This is a genomic window from Clostridium nitrophenolicum (genome assembly GCF_055391695.1).
Genome location: NZ_AP042469.1, coordinates 5,186,030 through 5,199,983, shown reverse-complemented (window position 1 = coordinate 5,199,983; position 13,954 = coordinate 5,186,030). Strand labels below are relative to the sequence as shown.

At 31.8% G+C, this 13,954-nt stretch carries 8 protein-coding genes and 1 riboswitch; all 8 genes read left to right on the top strand.

Translation table 11 applies throughout. The features are described 5' to 3' along the window. Window positions 1–163 precede the first annotated feature (163 nt). The 8 genes from tsaD (at window position 164) to ACZ5N4_RS24630 (ending at window position 13,940) form a co-directional block, all read left to right on the top strand. Window positions 164–1,189 carry a tRNA (adenosine(37)-N6)-threonylcarbamoyltransferase complex transferase subunit TsaD gene (tsaD, locus tag ACZ5N4_RS24665; RefSeq protein ID WP_464205218.1) on the top strand — a complete coding sequence of 342 codons (1,026 nt, stop codon included), beginning with the start codon at window positions 164–166 and terminating at the stop codon, window positions 1,187–1,189. 26 nt (window positions 1,190–1,215) lie between these two features. Further along, a riboswitch (cobalamin riboswitch) is annotated at window positions 1,216–1,410 on the top strand. Window positions 1,411–1,555: 145 nt separating this feature from the next. Continuing rightward, window positions 1,556–2,509, top strand: a complete 954-nt coding sequence (locus tag ACZ5N4_RS24660) for an ABC transporter substrate-binding protein (protein ID WP_464205216.1) — start codon at window positions 1,556–1,558, stop codon at window positions 2,507–2,509. 20 nt (window positions 2,510–2,529) lie between these two features. Continuing rightward, window positions 2,530–3,582 carry a FecCD family ABC transporter permease gene (locus ACZ5N4_RS24655; RefSeq protein ID WP_464205214.1) on the top strand — a complete coding sequence of 351 codons (1,053 nt, stop codon included), beginning with the start codon at window positions 2,530–2,532 and terminating at the stop codon, window positions 3,580–3,582. Next, window positions 3,582–4,391, top strand: a complete 810-nt coding sequence (locus tag ACZ5N4_RS24650; RefSeq protein WP_464205212.1) for an ABC transporter ATP-binding protein — start codon at window positions 3,582–3,584, stop codon at window positions 4,389–4,391. The genes ACZ5N4_RS24655 and ACZ5N4_RS24650 overlap by 1 nt, the downstream gene beginning before the upstream one ends. 525 nt (window positions 4,392–4,916) lie before the next feature. After that, the gene (locus tag ACZ5N4_RS24645; protein ID WP_464205210.1) at window positions 4,917–8,354 is read left to right on the top strand and encodes a pyruvate carboxylase; all 3,438 of its coding nucleotides are present in this window, start codon (window positions 4,917–4,919) and stop codon (window positions 8,352–8,354) included. Window positions 8,355–8,706: 352 nt separating this feature from the next. Further along, window positions 8,707–9,831: a M20 metallopeptidase family protein gene (locus ACZ5N4_RS24640; RefSeq protein WP_464205208.1), complete on the top strand. Its 1,125-nt coding sequence runs from the start codon at window positions 8,707–8,709 to the stop codon at window positions 9,829–9,831. 321 nt (window positions 9,832–10,152) lie between these two features. Beyond that, window positions 10,153–10,965: a pyrroline-5-carboxylate reductase gene (gene proC, locus ACZ5N4_RS24635; RefSeq protein ID WP_464205207.1), complete on the top strand. Its 813-nt coding sequence runs from the start codon at window positions 10,153–10,155 to the stop codon at window positions 10,963–10,965. A 47-nt stretch (window positions 10,966–11,012) separates the two neighbouring features. Further along, a complete protein-coding gene (locus ACZ5N4_RS24630; RefSeq protein WP_464205205.1) occupies window positions 11,013–13,940 on the top strand; it encodes an insulinase family protein in 2,928 nt (975 codons plus the stop codon). Window positions 13,941–13,954 lie beyond the last annotated feature (14 nt).

The following is a 13,954-nucleotide window of genomic DNA, read 5'->3' as shown; positions in this document are numbered from 1 at the left end:
TTCTATAGGGGTACTAGACCGAAAGTTAACTTTCTAGTTAGTTTCTCTATGTAGTTTCGCTTTACTAATAATTATATCATATACATATAACGTTGATTATAATTTTTGTATAAAGTATAATAATTGTTGGAATTTGTAATAACTAAAAAGTGAGGTAAATTCAATGAGTGAAGATATAAAGATACTTGCTATAGAGACCAGCTGTGATGAAACTTCGGCAGCAGTAGTGGTTAACGGTAGAGAAGTTTTATCAAATATAATATCATCTCAGATAGATATACATACTAAATTTGGAGGAGTTGTGCCAGAAGTAGCTTCACGAAAGCACGTAGAGGCTATAGGATTTGTTGTTCAAGAGGCACTTGACAAGGCAGGAGTTACTTTAGATGAGATAGACGCTATTGGCGTAACTTATGGTCCAGGACTTGTAGGGGCGCTTTTAGTAGGATTACAATATGCTAAGGGATTAGCTTATGCATTAAAGAAACCTTTAATAGGTGTTAATCATATAGAGGGGCACATAAGTGCAAACTTTATTCAATATAAAGAATTGAAGCCACCTTTTGTTTGTCTAGTAGTATCTGGAGGTCATACTTTTATAGTATATATGAAGGATTATGGTGAGTTTGAAGTACTAGGGCAAACAAGGGATGATGCTGCAGGGGAAGCTTATGATAAAGTTGCTAGAGCTATTGGACTTGGATATCCTGGAGGTCCTAAAATTGATAAGCTATCCAAAGAAGGAAATCCACAGGCTATAAAGTTTCCAAGAGCTAATTTTCATGATGATAAATCTTTAGATTTTTCATTTAGTGGTGTTAAATCTGCTGTATTAAATTACTTAAACCAGATGGAGATGAAAAAAGAAGAGATAAATAAGGCAGATGTAGCTGCATCTTTTCAAAAAGCAGTAGTAGATTTTTTAGTTGATAATGCTATGAAAGCTTGTAAATTAAAAAAGGTGAATAAAATAGCAGTAGCTGGTGGTGTTGCTGCAAATAGTTGTCTTAGAGAAACCTTAATTAGTGCAGGAAGAAAGGATAATATAGATGTATTATTCCCAGAATTTGTACTTTGTACAGATAATGCAGCTATGATAGGAAGTGCGGCTTATTTTGAATATATGAAGGGAAATGTAGCACCATTGACTTTAAATGCAATACCAAACTTAAAGTTAGGTGAAAGATAGGCTAATAAGTGGTATACTTATATTAAAGTTAATAATGAATTTTAGGTACTTGTTATATGCTAAAAGCATTAAATAAGTTTAAAAGGGAAATGAGTGAAAATCTCATACGGTCCCGCCACTGTAATGAGGAGTGTATCGACATTTATGTCACTTGGTAACAGGGAAGGCGTCAATACATGATGAATCAGAGTCAGGAGACCTGCCTAAAACTTTTAAGCACTAATAGGCTTACGCGGATAGGCTGGTAGTAGTGGGTATTTTTTTACTTACAAAACCGTTATCTGCTTGATAATGGTTTTTTATTTTGGTGAAAAATTTAGTTTTACCTAGACACTTGAATTCAATAAAAAATAGGAGGGACATAAAATGTCAAATTTAAAGAAAAACTGTTTACTATTAGCTCTCTTTATACTAATTTTCTCTTTAGTTGGTTGTAATAACAAAGATAATTCATTAACTTCAAAAGAAAATAAGGAACAGAATGAAATTGTAAGTAATACAACTTATCCACTTAAAATAAAGGACTCATTTAATAGAGAGGTAACTATAGAAAAAGAGCCTACAAAAATTATATCAATAGCACCTAATATTACAGAAACCATTTATGCACTTGATAAGCAAAAGCTACTTATCGGAAGAACTGACTTTTGTACATATCCAAAAGAGGTAAGTAAGATTCAATCTATAGGAAGCTTAATGGATCCCAATATAGAAAAAATTGCGGAATTAAAACCTGATTTAGTTATAGCTTCTAATCCCATTACAAAAGAAGACTTAAAAAAACTAGAAGAGATTAATATAAAAGTTCTTGTATTATCGGGAAGCGAAAGTTTTGAAGGTACCTATGATATTATAAAAAACACTGGTAAAGTACTTAATGCAAATCAAAAGGCAGCTGATATTGTTTTAGGAATGAAACAAAAGATAAAAGATGTACAAGAAAAAGTTAAAGGTAAAAATACCCCTTCAGTATATTATGTAGTAGGTTTTGGAAAAGGCGGAGACTTTACCGCTGGTAAAGATACTTTCATAGGAAAAATGATTGAAATGGCAGGAGGGAAAAATGCAGCAGCTGATACAAATGGTTGGAAATATAGCGTTGAAAAACTTATAGAAAAAAATCCTGAAATACTTATATGCTCAAATAAATTTGACTCAAAAGAAGGAATTAAAAATACTGAGGGCTATAAGGAGTTAGATGTAGTAAAAAAGAATAAACTTTTTGAAATAGATGAAGATATTATTAACAGACAAGGTCCAAGATTGGCAGATGGTTTAGAAGCATTGGCAAAAATAATCCACCCTGAAGCCTTTAAATAATAAATGGAAGGAACTTATTTATGAATTTTACTCAAAACAAAAAACACTTTAAGTTAATGTTTTGCGTTTTTATAATTATTTTATTTTTAATTATTATTACAGCAACTACTTTAGGTTCTGCTGATATACCGATTAAAGAGAGCCTATGCATTATTTTAAATAAAGTACCTATAATTAATAAGTTTATATCATTAGCTGGAATACCAGAGAACCATAGATTGATTATATTAAAGATAAGATTACCTAGAATAATGTTAGCAGCTCTTGTAGGTATGGGATTATCTACAGTTGGACTATCTTTTCAAGCTATATTTAAAAATCCAATGGCAGACCCATATGTACTTGGTATATCCTCTGGAGCTGCTGTTGGAGCTGCTATTGGATTTGTATTAGGTTTTGAATCATCCTTTTTAGGGTCATCTGCTATTACTATAACAGCATTCTTAGGTTCAATTTTAACAACTGTCTTAGTATATAATATAGCAAGAGTTAAAAATAAAATTCCTACAAATACATTGCTTTTGGCTGGTATATCTATGAATTTTTTGTTATCCTCATTACTTTCTATAATTATGGTATTTAATAGACAGGAAGTTGAAAGAATTGTATTTTGGACTATGGGGAGTGTTAGTTCTGCAAGCTACACTCAGATTCTAGTGTTATTACCATTTTTATTTATTGGTATACTTATAATACTGTCCTTTTCAAAGGACTTAAATATAATTCTTACAGGCGATGAAACTGCAAAGAGTTTAGGAATAGAGGTTGAAACAATAAAGAAAATACTACTAATTAGTTCTTCTATGATTGTTGCTGCATGTGTATCTGTAAGCGGAATCATAGGATTTGTAGGATTAATTATTCCTCATATAGTAAGAATGCTTCTAGGCCCAGACCACAGATCATTACTACCGTTCTCTGTTGTCGCCGGTGCTGCGTTTATGGTTATATCAGATACATTCGCAAGAACATTGGCATCTCCTGCTGAAATTCCAGTAGGAGCTATAACGGCTACGTTTGGTGCTCCTTACTTTATATATCTTTTAATTAAAAATAAAAAGAAGGTGTTATAATGGATGCTGCTAATTTTCCAGTAGTTAAAGTAAAGAATTTATGCTGCAGCTTTGGAGAAAAAGAAATATTGCATAATATCAATATAGATTTCTCCAAAGGTGGTTTTTACAGTATTATAGGATCTAATGGTTCTGGCAAGACTACATTATTAAAGAACATAGCTTCATCATTAGCTCCTAATAAGAATACAGTTTTTATAGAAGGTATGGATGTATTAAATTTTAAAAATAAAGCTCTAGCTAAAAAGCTTTCTGTAGTACCTCAAAATACTAGTTTGGATTTTGACTTCTCTGTTTTAGATATTGTTTTAATGGGAAGAAATCCTTACATATCCAGGTTTCAAGATGAATCAAAAGAAGATTATAACATAGCTAAAGAGGCTATGAAAATGACAAGTACTTGGGAGCTTAAAGATAAATGTATAAACCAATTAAGCGGTGGAGAGCAGCAGAGAGTTATTATAGCAAGAGCGCTAGCACAGGATACAGATATTATATTATTGGATGAGCCAATATCTCATTTAGATATATATCACCAAGTTGAAATATTAGATACCATCAAATCCATAAATAAAAAAGTAACTGTTATTGCTGTACTTCATGATTTAAATTTAGCAGCACAATATAGTGATTATTTGGTACTTATAAACAAAGGTTCAATTGTAGCACTAGGTACCCCAGAAGAAGTACTTACAGAAGAAAATATAAAGAAAGTTTACAACATAAACATATGTATAATAAACAATCCTGTAACTGGTAAGCCGCATATAATACCCATTACTAAGACAATTAATAAAGTGTCACTATAAGAGACAGTTTGTTTATATTCTGTTTAATATTTTTGTAAGCTTCTTAGTCATATTAAAATAAATAACAAGCCAGTATGATAGTCTATTTTGCGTCGTACTGGCTTATTATTTATTTTCATGTAACTTAATTGAATTAGCATAATATTATACATTAAATAGCTAAAAAATACATATTATATAGAGTATGCTAAATAGCATATAATATACTCTATTTACAAAACAAAGAGTATGCTATATAATAATGAATATATTAATTTGCTTCCAGAAAAACGAAAAAATTTCATTCCTAATTTTACCTTAAATTTATCATTATCTATTGAGTTTGATTTATCAACATGTTAAGATGATAGGGTGAATTTTAAAGAAAAAGCATATCAAGATAAAATGCAAGTAAAAATATTTTGCTATTGCAATTGAAATAATCTTGATGCTTATATATAATATTATTATCGTGATAAATATTTATAATAAATATATTAATAAATATGCAATAATTATTATTTTTATAAAAAGGGGCTGAGGTATTTGGTTAAAAAATTTAAGAGAGTTCTTGTGGCTAACAGAGGAGAAATTGCAATAAGAATTTTTAGAGCTTGTCAAGAACTTGGTATAAGAACAGTTGCTATTTATTCTGATGAGGACAAACGTTCTCTTTTCAGAACAAAGGCTGACGAAGCTTATTTAATAGGAAAGAACAGGGGGCCTGTTGAAGCCTACTTAAATATTGATGAAATAATAAACCTTGCACTAAAAAAGGGTGTTGATGCGATACATCCTGGATATGGATTCTTATCAGAAAATCCTGAGTTTGCAAGAAAATGTGAACAGGCTGGTATTGAGTTTATAGGACCAACTGCAGAAATGATGGAAAAGCTTGGGGATAAAATTAAATCAAAAATTGTAGCTAAAAATGCAGGTGTTGCAACTATCCCAGGCGTAGAAAAGCCAATTCAATCTGAAGAGGAAGCCTTGGAGTTTGCAAAGGTATGTGGATATCCGGTTATGGTAAAAGCCGCTGCTGGTGGTGGCGGAAGAGGTATGAGAATTGTTGCAAAGGAAGAAGAGCTTATTCAGTCATATAGAAGTGCTAAAAATGAAGCACAAAAGGCTTTTGGTATAGATGACATATTTATTGAAAAATATCTTGAAAAACCAAAGCATATAGAGGTTCAAGTTCTTGGAGATAAACATGGAAACATTGTTCATCTTTATGAAAGAGATTGCTCTATTCAAAGAAGGCATCAAAAGGTTATAGAAATTACGCCTGCTATTTCTCTTTCAGATGAAAAAAGAAATGAAATATGCCAGGATGCATTAAAAATAGCTAAATCTGTTGGATATAGAAGTGCAGGAACACTAGAATTCCTTGTAGATAAAAACGGAGATCATTATTTTATAGAAATGAACCCAAGAATACAGGTTGAGCATACTGTAACAGAAATGACTACAGGTATAGATATTGTACAAAGTCAGATATTAGTAGCTCAAGGCTATGATTTAAATTCTAAAGAGCTAGGAATTGGTACACAAGAAGATATAAAACCTAGAGGATATGCTATTCAGTGTAGAATAACTACAGAAGATCCTTCAAATAGCTTTGCGCCTGATACAGGAAGAATTGATGTATATAGAACTGGCTCAGGTTTTGGTATAAGATTAGATGGAGGTAATGGATTTACTGGAGCAGTTATAAGTCCTTATTATGATAGTCTTTTAGTTAAAACTACATCTTGGTCAAGAACTTTCCAAGATGCGATAAGAAAGTCTATACGTTCTGTAAAGGAAACCACTATATCAGGAGTTAAAACAAATGTTGACTTCTTAATAAATGTTTTAAATCATGAAAAATTTGCAAAGGGTGAATGTGATACTAATTTTATTGCTGATAACCCAGAGCTAGTTGATATATCACCAAAAGCAGATGAGGAGTTAAGAATTCTCAAGTTCATTGGAGAAAAAGTTGTCAATGAAACACATGGACAGAAGACAGAATTTGATGTACCAGTAGTTCCAAAGATAATTGTTAATGAGCCATTAAGAGGTACAAAACAAATATTGGATGAGCAAGGTCCAGAAGGTCTTGTAAAATGGATTAAATCTCAAAACAAATTATTGTTAACTGATACAACAATGAGAGACGCTCATCAATCACTAATGGCTACTAGAATAAGAACTAGGGATATGGTTAAGATTGCGAAGGCTCAATCCGCCCTTGGGAAAGATTTGTTCTCTATGGAAATGTGGGGAGGAGCAACTTTTGACGTTGCATATAGATTCTTAAAAGAGTCACCATGGGAAAGACTTCAGGAATTAAGAAACAGAGTACCTAATGTATTATTCCAAATGCTTATAAGAGGAGCTAATGCAGTAGGATATAAAAATTATCCGGACAATGTAATAAGAGAATTTATAAAAGAATCAGCACAGTCTGGAATAGATGTATTTAGAATATTTGACTCGTTAAACTGGTTAAAGGGAATGGAAGTAGCTATAGACGAAGTAATAAAACAAGGAAAAGTTGCAGAAGCTTGTATGTGCTATACAGGAGATATTTTAGATACTGACAGAGATAAATATACTTTAGAATATTATATAAATATGGCTAAAGAAATTGAGAAGACTGGTGCGCATATACTTGGAATAAAAGATATGTCAGCTTTATTAAAGCCATATGCAGCACTTAAGCTTATAAGAGCATTAAAGAATGAAATATCTATTCCAATACACCTTCATACGCATGATACAACAGGAAACGGTGTAGCAACAGTTCTCATGGCTGCACATGCTGGAGTAGATATTGTTGATACTGCATTCAATAGTATGTCAGGTTTAACAAGCCAACCTGCATTAAATTCTGTAGTAGCAGCTCTTGAAAATACAGAAAGGGATACAGGAATTAATGTAGATGACATACAAAAGTTATCAGACTACTGGAGTGCAGTAAGACCTGTTTATAGTGGATTTGAATCAGGATTAAAAACAGGAAGTGCAGAAATATATAAATATGAAATACCAGGTGGACAATATTCAAATCTTAAACAGCAGGTTGAAAGCTTTGGATTAGGACATAGATATGATGACATAAAAGAAATGTATAGAAAGGTTAACTATATGGTTGGAGATATAGTTAAAGTTACTCCTTCGTCAAAAATGGTTGGAGACTTAGCTATATTCATGGTACAAAATGATTTAACTCCTGAAAATATATATGAAAAGGCAAAAAACATGACATTCCCAGATTCCATCGTGGCATATTTCAAAGGAATGATGGGTCAGCCTATGGGTGGATTCCCAGAAGAACTTCAAAAATTAGTTTTAAAGGGAGAAGAACCTATTGTATGTAGACCAGGAGAATTACTTCCACCTGAAGACTTTGATAAAATAGAAAAGCATCTAGTTGAAAAACTTAAAATTACTCCTACTAAAAAAGATATAATAAGCTATGCATTATATCCAGATGTATTTGAAGGATATTTAAAATACACTAAAGAGTATGGTGACTTAAGCCGTATGGGAAGTGATATATTCTTCCATGGATTACATGAAGGCGAAACTTGTGAAATAGAAATAGCAGATGGAAAAACATTTATTGTTCAAATGCTTGAAATAGGTAAGCTTGATTCACAAGGGTATAGAACAGTTGTATTTGAAGTTAACGGAAATAGAAGAGAAGTAAAGATAAAAGATAAGGTTAGTGCTTCTAGAGGTGCTGTTTACGAAGAATCAGTAACTATGGCAGATCCGGATAATAATATGGAAATAGGAGCAAGTATCCCGGGAAATATAATAAAGGTGCTTGTAAAAGAAGGCGATACTGTAAAAGAAGGAGAAAGCTTAATAGTAATTGAAGCAATGAAGATGGAGACTAATATAGTTGCTCCAGTTTCAGGAACAGTTGAAACTGTACTAGCGAAAGAAGGAAAACAAGCTAAGTCTGGAGAACTTTTAATTAAGCTAAAATAAAAAAAATTTTATTGGAAACTCTACCTTGTAATGAGGTAGAGTTTTTTAAACATATGAGGTACTAGGACGAAAGTTCACTTATACGCCGGGATATGCTTCCAAGCTTCAGCACGTTAAAAACTTTTAGCCAGTCTAAAGCTTGTATTTCAAGACAACCTAAGAACCTTCGAGAAACTCGCTATGCTCAAACAACTCGAAGGTGCTAAGGTTCTCTTAAAATCTTTCACTAAGACTGGCACAAAGTTTTTAAATCTACTTCAGCTTTGGAAACATATCCCTCTGTATAAGTGAACTTTCTAGTTAGTTTCCCTATAGGATGAAATAATTCTACATATATTAAGGAGGATATGTCATGGATCTAAAAAAAGTTATTAGAGATAATATGGACAATATAATAAAATTAAGAAAAGAACTTTCTGAGAACGCAGAGTTATCATTTCAAGAGTTCAAGACTAGCAAAATAGTAAGGAATTATTTAGAAAAATTAGATATACAGACACAAACTGTATTTAATACTGGAGTAGTTGGAGTATTAAATAGTGGAGATAGTTGTATAGCTATAAGGGCAGATATGGATGCACTTCCAGTCAACGGAGTTAGTCACGCCTGTGGGCATGATTATCATATGGCTGTAGCATTAGGCTGTGCTTTGGTACTAAAAGAAATAGGTTTCAAAAAGTGCGTAAAATTTATATTTCAACCAGCGGAGGAGGATACTGGTGGAGCAGCACCTATGATCAAAGAAGGGATACTCAAAAGTCCTGATGTAGCGTATATCATAGGATTTCATGTATGGCCTAATGTGGAAGTTGGGAAAATAGAGGTTACTTCAGGGGCATCAATGGGATCGGTGGATGATTTTTATATAACCTTTAATGGAAAAGGTGGGCATGCAGCTATGCCACATCTGTGTAAAAATCCTATATATCCATCAATAGATTTTATTCAAAGCATAAATACAAAAATTCATACGGAAAATAATCCTTTAAATTCGTGTGTACTCACATTTTCATCAATGAATGTTGGAAATGCCCCTAATGTAATTGCAGATTGCGCTAACTTATCAGGAACCTTTAGAACCTTCGATAATGAACTAAGAAATAAAATAAAAGAGGACATAAAAAGTCTATCTTCTCTTTGCGCAGAGAAATATAATTGTGAGGTTGATGTGAGAATTAAAGATGGATACCCATCTTTAGTAAGTGATAAAGTACTTACAGATAAATTTATTAGTGCCTCTAAGTCAATACTTGGAGAAGAAAATGTTCTTGGCTTGGAAAAAACTTTTGCTGCGGAAGACTTTGCTTTCTTTGCAGAAGAAATACCTTCTGTGCACTTTAGATTAGGAATATATGATGGATGTAGAGGGAAGAGTCCTTTACATGCTACTGATTTCGATGCTTCAGATGAGGCTTTATATTATGGAATTTACACTACAGTAAACTTCATAATATCAATGGAAAATGAGCTTACTTAAATTTTATAATTAGTAATGGATAAGCAGTAAAATATATTAATATTTTGCTGCTTATTTATATTATTGAAGTAAAGAGAAGAAATCTTAATATATTAATTATCATTTTAATATATTATTAAAAGTTGGATTTTATAATTTAAGAGATATAAAGGATAAAATTTGTTATATAAATAATAATAACTATATATTCGTTGAATAAATTTATGATATCTAAGTTAATAAATTCTATATTTTAAAATTAATAATTGGATAAATATTGTACATATTGTAGAATTAATTAATAAGGGAATTGAATGCACAAATTTTTAAGGAGTGGTAAGCTTGGATAAAAAAATAGGATTCATTGGTTCTGGAAATATGGCACAAGCTATAATCGGAGGGATATTAAATTCAAAATTAGTTTGTGAGAATAATATTATCGCCAGTAATACTTCAGAGGGACCTCTTCAAACAGTTAAGAATAAGTATGGAATTTTAGTTACAACTAATAACAAAGAAGTTGCGCAGTTTGCAGATATTCTTTTTCTATCTGTAAAACCAGATGTATATGAAGAGGTTATAAAGGAAATAAAAGATTGTATAAAGGAAGATGTTATTGTAGTTACAATAGCAGCAGGAATAAACTTAAAATCAGTAGAAGTGGCCTTTGATAAAAAAATAAAAGTAGTTAGAACAATGCCTAATACCCCTGCCTTAGTAGGCGAGGGAATGAGTGCTATATGTTATAACAGCATGGTTACAAAAGAGGAACTGGATGTTGTAGTAAAAATATTTGAGAGCTTTGGAAAGGCGGAAGTTATAGAAGAAAAACTAATAGATGTAGTTTCTGCAGTAAGTGGTTCTTCACCAGCTTATGTATATATGTTTATTGAAGCATTAACTCAAGGTGCAGTTTTAAGAGGATTACCTTGGAATAAGGCTTATAAATTCGCTACTCAAGCTGTTCTAGGTTCAGCTAAAATGGTTTTAGAGACAGGAGAGCATCCAGCTCTACTAAGAGATAGAGTTTGTTCACCAGGAGGAAGTACAATACAAGGAGTATATAGCTTAGAAAGAAATAATTTTGAGGGTATTATTATTGAGGCTATGGAAAAGTGCACTGAAAAGGTAATACAAATGGCTAAAGGACAATAGATGTTCTTTAGATGAATTGTCTATAATTGAAAGGAGAAATAAAGACTATGGAATTAGAATTAAATAAAAGCTATCATGGTTTTAAGCTGCTTGAGAAAAAAGATATTAATGAAATTAATTCAACAGGTATAATATTTGAGCATGAAAAAAGTGGTGCAAAGTTATTCTATTTAAAAAATGATGACAACAACAAGGTATTTGCAGTAAGCTTTAGAACACCACCTGAAGACAGTACAGGATTACCTCACATATTGGAACATTCAGTGTTATGTGGTTCAAGAAAGTTTCCTTTGAAGGAGCCCTTTGTAGAGTTAGTAAAAGGTTCTTTAAATACGTTTTTAAATGCCTTTACTTTCCCAGATAAAACTATGTATCCAGTAGCAAGCACTAATGATAAGGATTTTTCAAATCTTATGGATGTGTATTTAGATGCAGTATTTTATCCTAACATTTACAAGTATCCAGAAATCATGATGCAAGAAGGATGGCACTATGATATGGAAAATAAGGATTCAGAAATCACATACAAGGGTGTCGTTTATAATGAAATGAAGGGAGCTTTTTCTTCCCCTGAATCTATACTTTTACGTAAAATTTCAGAATCTCTTTTTCCGGATACACAATATGGTGTTGAATCTGGTGGAGATCCAGATGTTATACCAAACTTAACTCAGGAACAGTTTTTAGCCTTCCATAAGAAGTATTACCATCCAGCAAACAGCTACGTTTATTTATATGGTGATATAGATATAAATGAAAAATTAAAGTTTATAGATGAAGAATACTTAAAAGATTTTGATAGAATAGATGTAGATTCTCGATTAGCTATGCAAAAGCCTTTTGATAAACAAAGGGAAATGTCCATTAGTTATCCTATATCAGTCAATGAAAAAGAGGAAGATAAGACATTTCTAAGTATGAACTTTGCTGTAGGAAAGGCCACAGAAGATGAAATATATCTAGCTTTTGATATCCTTGAGCATTTATTGTTGGAGACACCATCGTCACCGCTTAAAAAGGCACTTATAGATGCTAATATAGGAAAAGATGTTTTTGGTGTATTTGAAGCTAGCATGCTTCAACCTATGTTTAGTGTAGTTGTTAAAAACTCTAATGAAAGTGAGAAAGAAAGATTTAAGGATATAGTTATAAAAACATTAAGCGACTTAGCTAAAAACGGAATCGATAAAAAGCTTATTGAAGCTTCAATTAATATAAAGGAATTTCAATTGAGAGAGGCAGACTATCATGGATATCCTAAGGGATTAATATACGGTATGAAAGCTATGGATAGTTGGCTTTATGATGAAAACCCTTGGGTTCACCTAACTTATGAAGATACTTTAAAAAAGATAAAAACAGCTTTAGAAACTAACTATTTCGAAAAGATAATAGATACTTATATTCTTAAAAATAGCCATAGTTCCATTCTTATAGTAAAGCCAGCTAAAGGATTAGCAGAGGAAAAGGAACTGGAAGTTAAGAAGAAACTTCAGGAATTTAAAGCAAAACTTTCAGAAAGTGAGATAGAAAAGCTTGTAAAAGATACCGCCAAATTAAAAGAAAGGCAAGTGACTGCCGATTCACCAGAGGATCTAATGAAGATTCCTTTAATATCAATAAGTGATATTGACCCTAAAGCTAAAGATATTGCTTTAGAAGAAAAAGAAGAACAAGGGATTAAGGTATTATATCATCCTGAGTTTACCAATGGCATTTCATATGTAAATATGTATTTTGCTACAGGAGGAGTAAAGGAAGAACTTGTGCCTTATATATCACTTTTGACAACTATAATGGGTAAAGTGAGTACTAAGAACTTCAGTCATGAAGATTTGGCAAAAGAAATAAATATAAATACAGGTGGCATAAGAAATGGAGCACAAGCATATTCAGAGAAATGGAATGCTGAAAAGATTTACCCTAAGTTTGTAATAAAATCTAAAGTTATTATAAGCAATATGACAAAGCTTATGGAACTATTAGGGGAAATAATAGGCCATACCAAATTTGATGATCATAAACGTTTAAAAGAAATAATACAAGAGACTAAATCACGTTTAGAAATGATTATTTTCGATAGAGGTCATGTGTTTGCTGCAAACCATCTTCTTTCATATTTCTCCCAAGCAGGAAAATATGAGGATATGTTAGGTGGACTATCATTCTACAAGTTTATAGTTGATTTAGAGAAAAATTTTGATAGCAAGGCACAGGAAATTAGTGATAACTTAAAGCATGTATCTGAAGCTATTTTCAATACTAACAATTTATTGGTAAGCGTTACATTGGAAGAGAAAGACTATGATGAATTTAAAAAGAACTTTAATTTAGTTTATACAAAATTGAATAGTAATAGAATTAGTGCTGAAGAATATAGCTTTAAAGTTGAACAAAAGAATGAGGGTCTAATGACATCTGGTAAGGTACAATATGTTGCTAAAGCATATAATTTCATTAAGCTTGGATATTCATATAGTGGAAGTATGCAGGTATTAAAGACTATAGCAAATTATGATTATCTATGGAATAGAGTAAGAGTTCAAGGTGGAGCTTATGGAAGTTTCTCTTCCTTCCAAAGAAACGGAAACATGTTTTTTACATCCTACCGTGATCCGAATTTAGCTGAAACATTAAAAGTTTACGATGGTGCAGGAGAATTCTTTAAGAATTTTAATACTGATAACAGGCAGATGACTAAATATATCATTGGAACTGTCTCAGATTTAGATTTTCCACTTACACCTTATATGAAGGGAGATAGAGCTGCTGAAAATTATATTAAAAAGCTCACATATGAAGATATTCAAAAGGAAAGAGACGAAATTTTAAAAACAACAGTAGAAGATATAAGAAGATTTGGGGATCTAATCTCCGATGCGATGAAAGAGAACTTCATATGTGTATTAGGAAATGAAGAAAAAATAAAGGAAAATAAAAATATATTTAAGGATACTATGAACGTATTTGAATAAAATAATCCACACTG